The 15,422-nt window shown below is 68.9% G+C and carries 10 protein-coding genes and 1 pseudogene; 6 read left to right on the top strand and 5 right to left on the bottom strand.

The annotated features are described in order from the left end of the window. Positions 1 to 96 precede the first annotated feature (96 nt). Together ACFY0P_RS43795 and ACFY0P_RS43790 are read left to right on the top strand one after the other, a co-directional pair. Positions 97 to 384 carry a G1 family glutamic endopeptidase gene (locus tag ACFY0P_RS43795; RefSeq protein WP_388927086.1) on the top strand — a complete coding sequence of 96 codons (288 nt, stop codon included), beginning with the start codon at positions 97 to 99 and terminating at the stop codon, positions 382 to 384. Between the two features lie 396 nt (positions 385 to 780). Then, positions 781 to 1,608, top strand: coding sequence for a ZIP family metal transporter (locus ACFY0P_RS43790; RefSeq protein ID WP_388927083.1), 828 nt, complete (start codon positions 781 to 783; stop codon positions 1,606 to 1,608). 375 nt (positions 1,609 to 1,983) lie between these two features. Here ACFY0P_RS43790 and ACFY0P_RS43785 read toward each other — a convergent pair whose 3' ends face one another. Continuing rightward, entirely contained in the window at positions 1,984 to 2,223 is a 240-nt protein-coding gene (locus ACFY0P_RS43785) for a hypothetical protein (RefSeq protein ID WP_388927080.1), read from the bottom strand. Positions 2,224 to 2,706: 483 nt separating this feature from the next. Continuing rightward, complete coding sequence (locus ACFY0P_RS43780; protein WP_388927077.1) at positions 2,707 to 5,973, bottom strand: BTAD domain-containing putative transcriptional regulator; 3,267 nt, start codon at positions 5,971 to 5,973, stop codon at positions 2,707 to 2,709. Positions 5,974 to 6,727: 754 nt separating this feature from the next. On the opposite strand from ACFY0P_RS43780, the gene ACFY0P_RS43775 reads away from it, so the two are divergent. Next, on the top strand, positions 6,728 to 7,207 hold the full coding sequence (locus ACFY0P_RS43775; RefSeq protein ID WP_388927074.1) for a hypothetical protein: 480 nt from the start codon (positions 6,728 to 6,730) through the stop codon (positions 7,205 to 7,207). Between the two features lie 167 nt (positions 7,208 to 7,374). Then, positions 7,375 to 11,064: a hypothetical protein gene (locus ACFY0P_RS43770; protein ID WP_388927071.1), complete on the top strand. Its 3,690-nt coding sequence runs from the start codon at positions 7,375 to 7,377 to the stop codon at positions 11,062 to 11,064. Here ACFY0P_RS43770 and ACFY0P_RS43765 read toward each other — a convergent pair. Both ACFY0P_RS43765 and ACFY0P_RS43760 read right to left on the bottom strand, forming a co-directional pair. Continuing rightward, positions 11,006 to 11,602, bottom strand: a complete 597-nt coding sequence (locus ACFY0P_RS43765) for a hypothetical protein (protein WP_388927068.1) — start codon at positions 11,600 to 11,602, stop codon at positions 11,006 to 11,008. The two genes, ACFY0P_RS43770 and ACFY0P_RS43765, sit on opposite strands and share 59 nt — an antisense overlap. A gap of 163 nt (positions 11,603 to 11,765) precedes the next feature. Further along, on the bottom strand, positions 11,766 to 12,290 hold the full coding sequence (locus ACFY0P_RS43760; protein ID WP_388927101.1) for a hypothetical protein: 525 nt from the start codon (positions 12,288 to 12,290) through the stop codon (positions 11,766 to 11,768). Between ACFY0P_RS43760 and ACFY0P_RS43755 the strand changes: the two are divergent. Next, positions 12,240 to 12,632, top strand: a pseudogene (locus ACFY0P_RS43755) (site-specific integrase); the annotation flags it as partial. The gene ACFY0P_RS43760 and the pseudogene ACFY0P_RS43755 sit on opposite strands and share 51 nt — an antisense overlap. Positions 12,633 to 12,770: 138 nt before the next feature. Here ACFY0P_RS43755 and ACFY0P_RS43750 read toward each other — a convergent pair. Continuing rightward, entirely contained in the window at positions 12,771 to 13,007 is a 237-nt protein-coding gene (locus ACFY0P_RS43750; RefSeq protein WP_382731486.1) for a hypothetical protein, read from the bottom strand. Between the two features lie 952 nt (positions 13,008 to 13,959). Between ACFY0P_RS43750 and ACFY0P_RS43745 the strand changes: the two genes are divergently transcribed. Then, entirely contained in the window at positions 13,960 to 15,393 is a 1,434-nt protein-coding gene (locus ACFY0P_RS43745) for an ATP-binding protein (RefSeq protein WP_388927065.1), read from the top strand. The last annotated feature ends 29 nt before the right edge of the window (positions 15,394 to 15,422 follow it).

Here is a 15,422-nt window from a genome sequence, read left to right as displayed (position 1 = left end):
GGAACAGTTCCCACAACTCGTCCGGCACCATGCGCTCAACCATCACCACACAGTGCAGACTACCCAGCACGCCAAATGAGACGGCGTCTAAGACGCATGTGCATCTTCCTCGCGTCGCTCGTCCTTGCCGCCGCGTCCGTGCTGATCTCGGCGAGCGCCGCCAGCGCGGCCACCGTGCGAACCGCCAACTGGTCTGGGTACGTCGCCGTCGGCGCCTACAACCTCGTCCAGGCCACCTGGGTGCAGCCGGCGGTCAGCTGCGCCTCCGGCAGCCAGTACTCCAGCGTGTGGGTGGGCCTGGACGGCTACAACACGGCGGCAGGTCTCGAATGCGGGCCCGTGCGACCGCCGCAGTTTTACCGGTGCAACGGCGGCAGAGTGTGACGGCATCGTCCAGACGCACAGCAATTCTTCGGCACTGCGCTGATCTCCCGTCGTCGCCGCCATACCGGCGGAGATCATCTGCCGCCGGGTCAGGGCATGGCGGCGGGAGTCGAGACGTCGAGACGGTGAGCCGAGAGCGGTTCGAGGTAGTGCCACTGACTGGACCGGACGGGGGGACGGCGACCCAAGGCGTGAGACATCCCCGCAAGTACCAGGTACGCGGTGCCCCCGAAGCCTGGGGCACGGCTGGTCGAAGGTTCACCAGACCCGCAATGCCGGAGTGCAGGGAATTCGCCAAGCTTTCTCAAAATCGCCCCACAGGTATCTTTTAGGTAAGGCTTGCCTCATCTATTTTCGGGAGGTACTTCTCCGCTCGTTCAAACTGGAGTCCCCCTGATGTCCGGTTCCCAGGTAGCCCTGCTCGGCGCCATCGCAGGGTTCACCATCTACCTCGGTCTGCCCCTCGGCCGACTGCGCAGCCCGAGCCCGGGGCTGCGCGCCGGCCTGAACGCCGTGGCCATCGGCATCCTGATCTTCCTGGTCTGGGATGTCCTGACTCACGCCTGGGAGCCGGTCGATGGCGCGCTGGGCAAGCACGACTGGGGCACCGTGGCCTCCGGAAGTCTCACCCTGGCCGTCGGCCTCGGAGCGGGTTTGATGAGCCTGGTGTACTACGACGGCTGGATCGCCCGCCGTACGGCATCCGTGGCGCGGCCCGCCGGACCCGGAGCCGCCGCCTCCATCGAGCTGGCCCCCCGGGTCCGCAGCCGGGCGAGCTCCCTCGCGCTGATGATCGCCACCGGCATCGGCCTGCACAACTTCGCCGAGGGCCTGGCGATCGGCAACTCCGCCGCCCAGGGTGAACTCTCCCTCGCCCTGCTGCTGATCATCGGCTTCGGCCTGCACAACGCCACCGAAGGGTTCGGCATCGTCGCCCCGCTGGCCGCCGAGGGCGAGCGCCCCTCCTGGGCCACGCTGCTGCTGCTCGGCCTGATCGGCGGCGGTCCGACCTTCCTCGGCACCGTGGTCGGCCAGCACCTGGTCAACGACACGGTGTCGATCGCCTTCCTGGGCCTGGCCGCGGGGTCGATCCTCTACGTGGTCATCGAGCTGCTGGCCGTTGCCCGCAAGGCCGCGCTGAAGACCCTGACGACCTGGTGCGTCCTGCTGGGCCTCGTCCTCGGCTTCGCCACCGACGCCATCGTCACCGCCGCCGGCGCCTGAAGCTCCAGCACCATCTGCCGGCAGCTGCCCGCGAGAAGAGAGCGCGTCAGGGGCGAGGCGCTCAGGTCACCGACGAGGACGTCAGGGCACCGGCCGCGTTACTGGACGCCTCGGCCGACGTGGGTATGACCTGGACCAGCCGCGAGCCATGCGATGGGCTGGAGCGGGAACGGGGCGTGCGAGTTTCAGCAGCGTGGCTGACCGAGCTGCTGAACTCAGGATGGCCAGCGCCTGCTCCCTGACGAGCAGGATGGGGGTTGTTTCACCACGCGACGATGATGCTCGGGTCCAAGTCCCGCTGAGGGTGTTCGAATTACCCGCGCAGCGATGTCGTCTTCCAGAGATTCGGTCGTCCACCCGCTGCCCTCTTGGCTACTACGGCCGCCGGTCGTCGGGCAGCGGATCCAATGTCGTCCAGATCCTGACGGTCGCGGCAGGTGCCGCCATGGTTCCGGGTGAGGGCTCTTCATAAGCGATCACCATGCTCTGCGGCAGTTGCTGATCCATGTTGTAGTAGCCCAGGAACAGCCCCGGACCACGGCAAAGAGCGTGCGCTCCCCGCCCCGACATCCCGACCACGTCAGGGACTTCGATACCTGTCGGCCGTTCACCCATCCCCGCACCACAGGGCCGACCGCGCCGCATCGGCGAGGCTTCCTCGCCACGAATTCATCTCCGTGCTGTCGCCCCTGCCAGGCAAGGTTCGCCCTGTCGACAAACTCGCGAAGGCGTTCGTGGGCGGCGTGCTTGCTGCGCCAGATGATATGTGGCACCAGAAACGGCAGAACCGATACAGCCACAAAGTTATTTGAGTTGGCCGACCGGAGCAGGGCGGGAGAGAGCGAGCAGGGCCTGGCGGCCCGCACTCACACAGCGCCAGCGCGTCCCGCGCGCGGCGCCGTGCCCGCAGCCGGGCGGTGAGGAACCGCGGGGTGGATCTGGACACGTCGATGGCGGACGGCCAGATAAGCACACGAAGCATCACGCCGTCGGCGGATGCAGCAGGCGTACACCACAGCAGGGCGTGTGTGACCGCTGTCGCGTGCGCACGCGGGCGATTGCGACGGACTGGCTGTGGAAAGTCGAGATTTTCGCCCATTATCTCGCGGGCATGCCGATGTCCGTGAAGATTTCCCGTGCCTGCTGCCTCAGCAGTTCGGCGGCAGTGCCGTGGGTCTTGCGGTAGACACTGGCGAGTGCCATGAGGGTGCGGGCCTCGCCGGAGCGGTGGCCGGTCTCGCGGTGGATGGCCAGGGCCTCCTGGGCGAGCTCGACGGCTGCGGTGTGTGCCCCCTCGGACGCCGTTATGTCGCACAGGGCGGTCAGCGCCTGACCCTCGACCACACGGAAGGAGTGGGCGCGGGCAAGGCGCAGTGCCTGCTCGGCGTGGGCGCGGGCCTCGTTGTTACGGCCCATCTCCTTGAGGGTGAGGGAGAGGCCGACGAGGCTGTCCACCTCGGGGCGTCTGTATCTCGAGTCGCGGGCCAGGGCGAGCGCTTGCGTGCCGAGCCGAAGCGATCGGTCGAAATGTGTCAGTTCTCGGTGGGCAGTGGCCATCGTGTTGAGAATGCTGGCCTGAATCCAGCGCCGTCCTTTGTCCTTCGCCATGGAAAAGGCGCGCACGGCCTGGGCAAGTGCCTCGTCGTGCCGGCCGAGTGAGATATTGATCTTGGCGAGGGCGTCGAGCACCGTGGCGCGGGCGGTACGATTCCCGACCCTCTCGCCGGCAGTCACCTTGGGTGCGAGGACGTCAAGGCCGTCGGTCAAACGGCCGAGCTCCCAGTACACCCAGCCCAGATTCTGCAGGGCCAGGCTGTCGTCCCACCAGCTGATCTGCTGGTTTCGGACGAGGGCCAGTTCGAGCTGCTCGGCAGCCTCGTGCAATCGGCCCAGATCCCGGCAGGTCAGACCGATGACAACCAACCCCAATGTTTCAAGGTAGAGATTCCCGGCCTCACGGGCGATCCGCATTCCGGTGGTGACATGCGCGTGCGCACTGTCGAGACGTGCCATGTACCACTCCGCCTGGCCTCTGCCGCCGAGAGCCGCTGCTTCTCCCGTCGCCCAACCGAGCTTCCGGCTGATGTCCAGAGCGCGGGCATGGTGTTTCAGCGCTCGGCCGGCATCTCCCCGGTCCGACTGGATCAGTCCGAGGCTGATGTGCACGGCTGCCTGGCCGAGCAGGTCACCTTCGGCCGTGGCCGCGTCGAGCGCCGTCTGCGCGGTGGCCTGCCACGCTGCCCGCGGCAGCTGAAGCCAGAAGTAGCCCAACAGCGCGTTGACCATGTGCCAGGCGACGGGGCGGGGACCGTGATGGGCGGCATGGTTGATTACGGCGAGCAGATTGGCCCGCTCCGCCTCCAGCCACTGTGAGGCTCCGGTGGAAGATGGCAGGCCCGGTTGACCGCCGTGGCCCAGGTCGCGGGGCAGTTCCGGGAAGAACCAGGTTCCCCCGACAGCGCGCGCCGCGTGCAGGTACCAGATCAGGAGCCGTTCCAAGGCGGCGTCGCAATCTGCCGCCGTTTCCTCCGCCCGCGCCTGCTGTTGCGCGTACTCGCGAAGCAGATCGTGGAACCGGTACCGCCCCACTGCCACTGGTTCGATCAGATGCGCCTCGGCCAGCGTCCCGAGCAGGCGGCGCGCCTGCGGCAGCGGAGTGCCCAGGAGAGCAGACGAGGCTTCGGCGGTGAACTCCGCTCCGTGGAACAGGCCGAGCAGGCGGAACAGCCGGCGCGCGCCGGGCGGCAGAACCTGGTACGACACCGAAAAGGCCGTCTGCAAGGGGGAGTTGGCCTCGTCCTCCGGCTCCAGCGCCTGAAGCCGGTTGCCGTCTGTCATCTCGGCGACGAGGTCGGCCGTCCTCAGGCCCGGGTCACCCGCCAGTCTGGCGGCGGCCACGCGCAGCGCCAGCGGCAGGCTGCCGCACAGCCGGATCAGCTCGTCGGCCGCGCGCTCGTCGGCGGCGAGCCGGTCCGCCCCGAGGGAGCGGCTTAGTAGCGCGCGGGCTTCGTCCGGCTGGAGCAGGTCCAGTGGCAGGGCATGGGCGCCGTCGTGGGCGACGAGGTCGCCGAGGCGGTTACGGCTGGTGACGACTATGCAGCAGGTCGGGCTGGACGGGAGCAGCGGACGTACCTGCTCGGCCGAGGCCGCGTTGTCCAGCAGAACGAGCACGCGCCGGTCGGCCAGCAGGGTCCGGTACACGCGGCTCTGGGCTTCGTGGTGCGGGGGGATCTCGGATGCCGCGAGCCCTAGGCTGCGCAGCAGCAGTTCGAGGGCCTCGCGGGGTTCGAGGGGCTGCCGGTCGTGGTCGAAGCCGTGCAGGTTGACGTAGAGCTGGCCGTCCGGGAAGCGGTCGCGGACCTGGTGTGCCCAGTGCACGGCCAGGGCGGTCTTGCCGATGCCGGCGGCGCCGCCGATGGCGGAGATGACCACGGTGTGCGCCGCGCCGTGCTCCTGCTCGGGCGGGAGCAGGGCGTGGAGTCGGGCGAGTTCGCCGGTGCGGCCGACGAAGCCCGGGGCGTCGTGGGGGAGTTCGGCCGGCCGGGCGCTCTCGCGCGGCTTGGGGGAAGGCGGCGGGGGAGGGAGGAGGTAGGTGTCGTCCTGGTGCAGCACCGCTTCATGGACCCGGCGGAGTTCCTCACGGGGGCTGGTTCCGAGCTCGTCGCGCAGTCGCCGGCGCATGTCCTCGTAGACATTGAGTGCTTCCGCCTGACGTCCGCAGCCGTACAGGGCCCGTATGCGCAAGGCCACCAGGGACTCGTCGTAGGGGTCGGACGCGGACAGGCCGTCGAAGTCGGCGAGGGCGTCGCCGAACCGCCGCAGCAGAAGGAGGCACTTGAGCCGTTCCTTGCGGAGCATTCGTCTGCGCTCCAGCAGCTTTCCTCGCTCGCCCTCTGCGAACTGTCCCGGCAGGTTGGTCAGCGGTTCTCCCCGAAACAGTGCGATGGCCTCGGCGAATTGGTCGGTTGCCGTGGCCAGATCGCCCGAGGACAAGGTGCGCAGCGCATCTTCCGACCGCCCGGCCAGGTCCGCCGTGTCGAGGCAGACGCCCTCGGCGACGAAGCGGTACCAGCCCTTGCCGCTGCGGATCACCGATTCCGCGGGCGAGGTGCCTTGCGCATCGAGCGTCCTGCGCAGGGAGTTGATGTGGGTCGGCAGCACTTTGCGACCGCCGGAAGGCGGCTGCGAATCCCACACCGAGTCGAGCAGTTGGTCATGGCTCACCACGGCCCCCTGGCGGAGCAGCAACGCGGCGAGCACCGCCTGGCGCTTGACCGGCCCCAGATCCAGTGGAGTTCCGCCCCGCCATGCCCGTAACGGCCCGAGCACCTGGAACCGCAGCAGCTCTGGAGATCCGTCGTCCACCTGAAGCCTCCACCTGCGCACATCATCGGAAATTCATCGCCATTGCATCACTCCTGGTCATGGTGAGGTCCATGACATCGCACAACCCGCACAACTGAAGGGGGTCCCGTGGGCGCAGTGGAGTTGGCGGCCGCCGTGCTGGCCACCGGGGCGGCGCCCGGACTCACGGGTTCCGCAGGCGGAGCCGTCCACGACCTGAACACCGTGCTCAGGGAGGCGGCCTGCCGACGACCGGTCGGGGCCGACGGCGGCGCCTGTGCGGGCGCTGCGCCGTACGCGTGCTGGATGCGTGCGCGACGGACCCCGACGTGTGGCGCGCCCGGCTGCTCCACGTCCTGATGGGATCCGACGCGGGAACGGACGAGGACAACCTTGCGGCGGACCGCGCCGTACTCCGGGCCGAGCGCTGGACGGGGCACGTCATCATGGCCGGCCGAGAACGTGTGGCGCTGCAGCGTCAGCCTGAGGCTGTGCGGGAGGAGTCCGTATGTCGGGGGAGTGGCGCTCGTCGAGGATGGCGAGAACGCGGTGGAGCTGGCCGCTTGGCTGGACGGGGAGGGTGCGCTGCGTGGGTGCATTCGCCGGGATGCCGGGCCGCTGCCGGAGAGTGCCCAGCGCCCGCGTTCTGGCAGAGGGCGCTCTCTTGACGGAGCCAGACACAGTGTCGGCACGTGTCTGATGGAGTGACGTGGCGGTGGCGCTCGTGTCGCGCCCCACCAGGGCCGAAGCTGATTTCTCAGGAGGAAGGACGAGGATGCTGCCAGAAGAGATGACCGTGCTTGCCGCGGCGGGAGGCACCGCGGTGGTGCAAGCCGCAAGCACAGACGCATGGGCAGGGTTCCGCCAGCAGGTGGCCCGTTGGATCGGACGGGGGGACCAGGAGCGTACAAGCACCGAACTGGAACGCCTCGACCGGACCGCGGGTGAACTGGAGGCCGCCGCAGCCTCCGGGTCGGCTGAGTCGGAGCGGGCATGTCTGCGTCACGAGGCGGGCTGGCAGGCTCGTATCGAGGCCCTACTGGAGGATCTTGCCGACACCGAGCGCGCTCATGCCGCCGAGGAACTCCAGGGGCTGCTCACCCAGTACCAAGGCACGGTATCGGCCGGCCAGGGCGGTCTTGCCGTCGGAGGCGACACGAACGTCAGCGCCGAGGGCAATTCGATCGCCGCCGGCGTGATCAACGGAGGCGCGCACATCAGCCCCCCTCCCACGCCGGATCCGTCACAGGGCTGAACGGACCGGCTGCTCTTCCCAGCCCGCACGCCGTTGACCATGGCGCACCGGCCTCCTACACGGCCCACGCCACCCATCACTCCACGGCGATCGGCCATGCCGATGCTGTCAACTTCTACTCCGCGCCTCCCATCCCCCGCTCCGGCTATCTCGCCCAGGTGCGTGCTATGGCGCCCGAGACTCTCGCGGACAGGGAGGGCGAGCTCGCGGAGCTGGCGGAGTTCTGTACCCGGCCCGGACCTGGCGGGTATCTGCTCTGGAGCGCCGAGGCGTGGGCCGGGAAAACCGCGCTGCTGCTGTCCTTCGTTCGCGAGCCACCAGAGCAGACGCGTGTCGTCTCCTTCTTCATCACCGCTCGGCTGGCCGCGCAGAGCGACCGGGAAGCCTTCCTGGACATCGTCATCGAGCAGTTGGCCGAGATCCTCAACGAGCCGGTGCCACCGATCTCGACCCCGGCCACCAGGCCCGCCCATTTCCTCCGCATGCTCGACGCGGCGGCCGGTGTATGCGAGCAGCAGGGGCGCCGTCTCGTGCTGGTCGTCGACGGCCTCGACGAGGACCTGGGGGCCGCGGAGCACAGCATCGCCGCGCTGCTGCCGTCCTGCCCGGTGGCGGGGATGCGGATCGTGCTCGCGGCGCGGCCCGACCCTCCGCTGCCCGACGACGTACCCGAGCAACACCCGCTGCGGAACCCGGAGATCGTGCGCGCGCTGGAACCGTCACCGCACGCGCGGGTCGTCCGGCGGGAAGCCGAGCGCGACCTCAAACGCCTGCTCGGCGGTGCCGAGGTGGAGCAGGACCTCCTCGGCTTGGTCGTGGCCTCCGGCGGCGGGCTGAGCGGGCAGGATCTCGAGGAGTTGACCGGGCACGAGCCCTGGCGGATCGCTGAGACCCTGCAGACGGTGACCGGCAGGGCATTCGCCCGCCGCCCCGCGAGCTGGTCGAACCATGCGGCGGCGCAGGGACTCTACATCCTCGCCCACGAGGAACTGCAGCGCACCGCCGCGCTGTTCCTGGGGGAGACCCGCCTCGCGGAGTATCGCCGACGGCTGCACGCCTGGGCGGACGGCTACCAGTCCGAGGGCTGGCCCGCGCGGACCCCGGAGTACCTGTTGCGCGGCTACTTTCGGATGCTGCAGGCCGGGACCGACCTGCAGCGGATGATCGACTGCGCCCTGGACAAGCCGCGCCACAACCGGATGCTCGATATGAGCGGCGGGGACGCCACCGCTCTCGACGAGATCGCCAACACACAGAACGCGGTGGCCGACCAGAGCTCCCCGGATCTGCAGGCCATGGTGCTGCTGGGCGCCCGCTTGACGGACATCACCCACCGCAACGACGGAATCCCCCCACGGCTGCCCGCCCTATGGGCCAGGATGGGGCGGCCGACGCGCGCCACGACGCTTGCGCGGTCCATCACCAGACGCCAGGCGCAACTGTCCGCGTGGGTGGAGCTGGTCCAGGTGCTGGCCGACCAGGGGGATGACGATCGGGTCCAGGCCGTGTTGGCCGAGACGCTTCCCCAGGCGGTCACCGCAGCGGGCAACGACGCCCCGACGGTCGTGCAACGGGCGGTCGAGGCCCTTGCCGCGACCGGTCACCCCGGATACGCCGAGGACCTGGCCGCTCTGCTCCCTGACGGCGAGTCCCGGATCCTCGCACTCGCGACGGTCGCGCCGGCATGGGCCCAGGCGGGGAAGGCCGAGCGGGCCCGGAACGTGGCGGCAGAGGCGGCGGAATCCGCTCGCCGACACTTCGAGGCCGATCCCGATGGCAGCCGACTGCCGCCGGACCCCGCGGCCCGCGAACGGGTACGGGCACGTGTCTTCGCGGAGGTCGCCCGGATGTGGGCTGGGATCGGGGCGGTCGCCCAGGCCCGGTCGACCGCCGAGGAGGTCGAGCAGAGCGCCCGAAGAAGCGCTGGTGGCCGGATCAAACCGGGGCTGCGTGAATCGCGGGCCCTGGACAATGCGCGTGTACTGGGGAGCGTGGCAAGAGCGTGGGCTGGAGCGGGCGCACTCGATCGGGCTCGGGCGGCAGCCGAAGGAATCATGAAAATCGCTCAGGACATTGCCCAGTCCGGGAACGTCCCCTATGCGATATGGGCGATACACGAGGCGCTCCGGGTGTGGGTCGACACCGGCGACATGGATGATGCCGCGGGCATCATCCGTATTCTGACCAGCCAGGATCGGCGGCGGCGGCCGGAGGACTCCACACCAGGATCGGGCTACAAGGTGGCCGAGGCAGCAGCGGCGTGGGCACGGGAGGGACACCTCGTCCGGGCGGAGGAGATTACCCGGACCATCACCGACCCCGATCCCGACGAGCAGCGGCAGGCGAAAATTCGTGCTTTCGCGGCGGTGGCGCGGGGTTGGGCCCGGTCAGACGACCTTGGCTGCGCCCAGGCCGTCGCCAGGGAGATCGAGGAACTGGCCAAGGCGGTCGAATGGCCCCGCGACAAGGTGAGCGCGCTGACGACGGCCGCCCATGCCTGGCTCGACGCAGGCAACCCGCACCACGCCAAAGAGCTTGCCCGAACAGCTCACGCACTCGCCGGCACCCTTTCGGATCTACCGAAGAATCAATTCGTTTTCCACGCCGGCGCATCAGAGAAGGACATCGCTGAGACTCGGGCGAGAGCCCGCCGCATGTCTCTGGGCCGAGACAGGCCCAATGACGCAGTGGATGTGGTGTTGAGGGCCTCCGCGCCGGCGGCCGCCCGTGACGGGGCGGTCGATCTGGCCAGCGACATCATCCGCCAGATCGATCACCCGGCGTCCCGGACCTGGGCAGTGGAGGCTTCGCGACGCATGGCGGCTCTGGCTCGCAGCACCGCCGCCGGAGATCCTTGCGAACAGATCGTTCGCAGCATCATCGAGTCCGACAGTTCGGCCTGGCTGGTCGAGGACTTCAACTGGGGGGCAACAGGCGGAGACGGGAGCGTGCACGGCGCCGAGGACTTCATCAGACTCGTCGTTGGGCTGACCCTCGACGCGTGGGACCTGGTGGCCGCGGTGCAAGCAGCGGCTCGTGCGCGCGACGCCGCCCTCTGCCGTGCCGCGGCCGGGAACGCCGAACGATTCGCACGGCAGATACCCGTGTTGGACTCCCCGGCACAGGTGGCTTCGCCAGAGGCCAAACTGTGGCGGTCCGCGTCGATGTCGGACCGGAACCGGGCAGAAGCGCTCGTCCGATCGGCCGTCAGCCCGGACGACCGCGCCTGGGGGCTATCGGGAGCCGCGCGCGCATTTGCGGAATCAGGACTCTTCTCCTTGGCCAAGCGTTCGGTTCTCGCCGGTGTCGCCTTGGCGCTCAAGGTTTGGGTGATGGCAGCCGCCGCACAGTCTTGGCACGCGGCAGGTTTCACGGACGACGCCGCCCGAGTAGCCCGTGAGGCTGAGCAGTTCGCGCGGTCGGCCGATACACCGACCACTCGAGCCCTCGTGCTGGCGATCGCGGCGAAAGCATGGCGCGAGACGGAAGAAGAAGGCCGCGCGCGCACCCTGGCACAGGAGGTGGCCGACCTCGCACAGTCCACCGGTGACCCCGTCGACCAGGCATGGGCGCGCAGCGACGCATCCTTGGCCTGGGTTTGGGCGGCGGATCCCGAACGCGCCGAGTCTGTGCTGCAGTCCACCGACGATCCCGTTCTGCAATCGGCCACCCTGCTGCGGCTCGCTGCGCACAGTGACGGACCTCGGGCGGACGCGTTAATCGCCGAGGCGCTGCGGCTCGGCCCAAGGGGCTGGCTAGCAGCGTTGAACGGGCTGATCACGCTTCGCCCGGCAGTGCTCATGTCCACGACGGGACAGTTGCTCGCGGACCGTGTCGGCCAACGCGGCAGCCGATGAACGACAGCCGTCCGCCCGCTCCCCGGATGCTCGGCTGCAGCGCCGGGCGACTGAGTCCACGTCGGGGGGTGCTTCTATCTGTTCGGTCAAGGTCTGTGGGCTTGGTCAGGCTGTTTGTTCGTGCCCGGGCCACAGCGCGTCCCGCGCTCGCGGCGCCGGGCCCGAAGCCGGGCGGTGAGGAACCGCGCCCGTCATTCCCGGTGAAGTCCCGGAGGCGGACCGTGGGTTCGTCCGTGCCGTGCAGGGTAGGTTCCTGCAGGCTGGAGTACGCCGCCAGGATCTCCAGCAGGTCACGCTCGGTGGCCTCGGAGCGCTGGTACTCGGTGCCGTAAGCCAGGCAGACGCGGGCCGTGTCAGCCAGAGTCCAGGGCGTGTACTTCATCGCAGGGCTTTTCAGCCAGGGCTGCGGCCGCTCGGGAGCGCCGTAGCGGGCCGCCGCTGCGGCGATCAGGGGCAGCAGTGAGCTGGGACGGTACCGCCGGACGCGCTGGCGGTACTCGTCCTCCGTCACCAGCCGGTCGTAGAGGTACGCAGCCATCCCACCATGATCCTCGCCACGGAGAGTTCGGTCGATGGACTTTCTCTTGAATCGGTGCCGAGCTGCGAACCGCCTTCACTTGGAATGGATGGGGTCCACGCGGGAATCGACCGGCCTGGCCCTCGGCCGGTGTTCCGTTGATCCCCACGCGATGTCGGTCTGCTCAGTGCGTCAGATCCAGCACGGCCGTGCAGTGCGGATCGTCCTGCGGCTCCTCGAAGAGTTCCCGCTCCTGCGAGCGGGAGAACACCTCTGCGATCACGGCCGGCCCTGCCTCCGAGAGCCGGACGTCGCAGGCCACGACGTCGGAGTCTCCCTGATGGCGTACGTACAGCCGCATCCGGCCCTCGCTCAGGTACAGAAAGCCGACCAGCAGTGACTCGGCCTTCTCCCGCTCCTCATAGCCCGGAACCGGGCAGTTCAGCGCGGTCAGCAGCGTGTGCGCCCGGTCCTCCGGCAGCTCCTCGCCAGGCACCTCCTCCGCGAGCCTGATCAGCGGAGCGTCGAAGACGTGGTCCACCTGACCGCCGGAGTAGAAGCGGACCTCGCCCGCCTCGTGGCGTACGCGGCTGACCGCCTCCCACGGGAGCAGCACCTCGTCCTGCCGGAAGAGCGGGATCTCGTAGATGGAGGCAAAGAGCGACCGGTCCCCATCCCGCCCGTCCTGGTGGCGATCCTTCGGGCTCACGTGGATGCGTTTGGCGCGGCCAAGGAAGGCCGCGTGTTCGGAAACGAACGTGGGGGAGTGGTCGGCTCATCCACCTACTGGCGGGTGTGGGAGGAGGCGCGGGAGTATGCGCTCCCGCCTGAGCGCGTCGTCTCGCCGTTGGCCGGGCGCCCGTACGACCTGCGGCACGCGTGCATCACGCGGTGGTTGAACGCGGGGGTGCCGATCGCTGAGGTTGCCCGGCGGGTTGGCAACTCTCCCGAGGTGATCCACCGGCGCTATCACGGCTGCATCGACGGCCACGAGGAAGCCGCCAACGCGAAGATCACAAGGGCATTGGAAGAGGACGGAGACGCTGCATAGCGCTCCGTGTCATCGCGCTGCGAGGGCGGTCCGGGAGATTCGGACCGCCCTTATGGGTCGGCACGTAGCTGCGGCTCTCCCGGCTACGCTCGCGTGGGAGCGCCCCGCAGCGCGTGGCTGCGGGGCGCCTAGTGGGGTTTAGTCGACATCCTGCCCGTTGTACTTGCCGCCCTTGCAGGTCGGGAGCCCGGCCGCAGACGTGTTCGACCGATCGACCGTTCCGCCGCCCTGCTCGCACTCACCCGGGGTGAGGCTGGCGGGGGTGGCGGTTGTGGCGGTGGCGGTTGTGGCGGTGGCGGTGGCGGCGCCTGTGAGGCCGAGTCCGGCGAGGGCTGCCGTGGCGATGACGGCGGCGAGGATTCGTCGAATGCGCATTTGGTTCGCCTTTCACGGATTGCCTCGGTTGGGGCACTAGTCAGCTTGATGTTCATCCATGTGGGCGACACGTCATGTTGGGCCGTTCGGGTGACATTGCTGTCGGGTGCGGGGTCGGTGACGGGAGCCGTCGGACAGACCCTAGCCATGAGGGGTCGGGCCGCTGTCCTTCGTCTTGAGTGGCCTTGTACTGACCGTGTTGAGTCCATGCACGTTCGAGTGTCTCCATGACCGCCGGCACGGCGCCGCGCTCATCAAGGTAGGTGCGCTGGCCCGGCAGGCCCTTGCGTGAGGGCCGGTCGGGATCGCGCGAGACCTCCCAGGCGAGATCACCAATGGCGTTGTCCTGATCGGCGTGGGTCTTCCACCACGCGATGAAGCTCTTCGGCTTGGGCGTATCCGCATCCTTGCGCCGCCGCGTGGCGTCCACACGTGAGTGTGTCGGAGGTGTGTCGCGTGTATCGCAGATGGTGCGCGGACAGTGAGAGAGAACGAGAAAGAGCGGGAGTCAGTGAGACTGACTCCCGCTCTCTCAAATCGGCATTCGCACTGGTCAGAGCATGATTTTTGCTGGCTGACCGGCGAGTGCCCCCGGCGGGGGACTCGGAGCGTTGGGACGGGCGGAACCGCTGGTCGGCGGCGGACAGTTGGTGATCGAGACGGTTGTCCGGCTGAACCGGTAGGTCCACGGCGATCGACCACAGGTTCGGGTCCTGGCAGGAGCCGCAAGCAAGGGCCGGTCGTGCCGGACCGGATGTGACCTGCGGGAATCTCTGGTTGGACCGATGTCGGCCATCTGCCCAAGCCCGAAATGGTGTGGCGCCCGTCCATGCTTCCGACGGTTCGCGCTGCTTCCGACGGGTTCGCGCTGGCAATAGGGAGCAGGCTAGCATCTAAGTAAGATTCAATCTACGTAATATCGAAACTATGTTTGGCTGGAGAGGGGCTGCCTGTGGAATTCAAAGGGAGGGCGGCTGACCTGGACCTGCTGGCCCAACAGCTGGGCCTGGTGATCGAGGGCACGGGGGCTACCCGTGGGCAGGCTGTGATCATGACCGGACGGCGTCGGGTGGGGAAGTCTCGCCTGGTCCAGGAGTTCTGTGACCGGTCCCGGGTTCCGTATGTGGTCTTCCAGGCGACCCGGGGCCGCAATGCCGTGGCCGAGCGGGCGGACTTCACTGGGGCACTCGCCCAGTCCGCCCTACCGGGGGCGGAGCTGGTGGCCGGGCTGCAGGCCGCGGATTGGAATCAGGCGCTACGCTCACTGGCCGTCGCGGTTCCGGACGACGCCCCGAGCATCGCGGTGATCGACGAGGTGCCGTGGCTGGTGGAGCAGGACGCGGAGTTCGAGGGGGCTCTGCAGACCGTCTGGGACCGTCACCTGTCCGCCAAGCCGGTCCTGCTCATTCTGGTCGGCAGCGACATGTCGGTGATGGAGGCGCTGCAGTCGTATGGCCGCCCGTTCTTCGGGCGGGCGGCGAAGATGACCGTACGGCCGCTGCACCTGGGCGATGTGCAGGCCATGACCGGGCTGGACGCGGCGGACGCGGTGGACGCGCTGCTGATCACGGGAGGCTTTCCGGAAATCGTCCAGTCGTGGCGGCCCGGGATGGGCCGGGTGGACTTCCTGCGCGAGGCCGTGGCGAATCCGCTGTCGCCGCTGCTGGTGGCGGGCGAGCTGTCGCTGCTGGGGGAATTCCCCGAGGCGTCCCACTCGCGGGCGGTGCTGGAAGCGGTGGGCAGCGGCGAGCGGACCTTCTCCACCATCGCGGCACAGGCCGGGGGAACAGGTGCCCTGCCGTCGGGCACGCTGTCCCCGCTGCTGAACACCCTGCAGGCCAAGCGCGTTCTGGCGGCCGACCTGCCGCTGTCCGCGAAGGCCGACACCAAGAACAAGCGCTACCGCATCGCCGATCCGTATCTCCGTTTCTGGCTGGCCTTCCTGCAGCGGGGTATCCCGCTCATCGAGCGCGGCCGGGGCGGCCTTGCCCTGGAGCGCATCGAGCGGTCCTGGACCACCTGGCGGGGGCGTGCGGTCGAGCCGCTCATCCGCGAGTCGCTGCTGCGGCTGCTGCCAGATGAGCGATGGCCGGAGACAGAGGCGGTCGGCGGCTGGTGGAACCGGCAGAACAACCCCGAGATCGACCTGGTCGGCACCGACCGTGAACCCGTGGCGGGCGCGGTGCACTTCGTCGGCTCCATCAAGTGGCTGGAGTTCCAGCCTTTCGGCCGGCGCGAATACGACGCTCTGGCCCGGGACGTACTCGCGGTGCCCGGCGCCGGGCCTGACACCCCGCTGGTCGCGGTGTCCCGCAGTGGTGTCGGCGGCAGTCTGCCGCTTGCTGCCCACTGGGGGCCTGAAGATCTGGTCCGCGCCTGGCAGTAGCGGAGAGACGGTGGCATGGGGTACGCGGC

It is taken from the genome of Streptomyces sp. NPDC001714 (assembly GCF_042892755.1).
Lineage (GTDB): Bacteria > Actinomycetota > Actinomycetes > Streptomycetales > Streptomycetaceae > Streptomyces.
The sequence above is the reverse complement of the archived record's forward strand: the minus strand, read 5'-3'. Positions and strand labels throughout refer to the sequence as shown.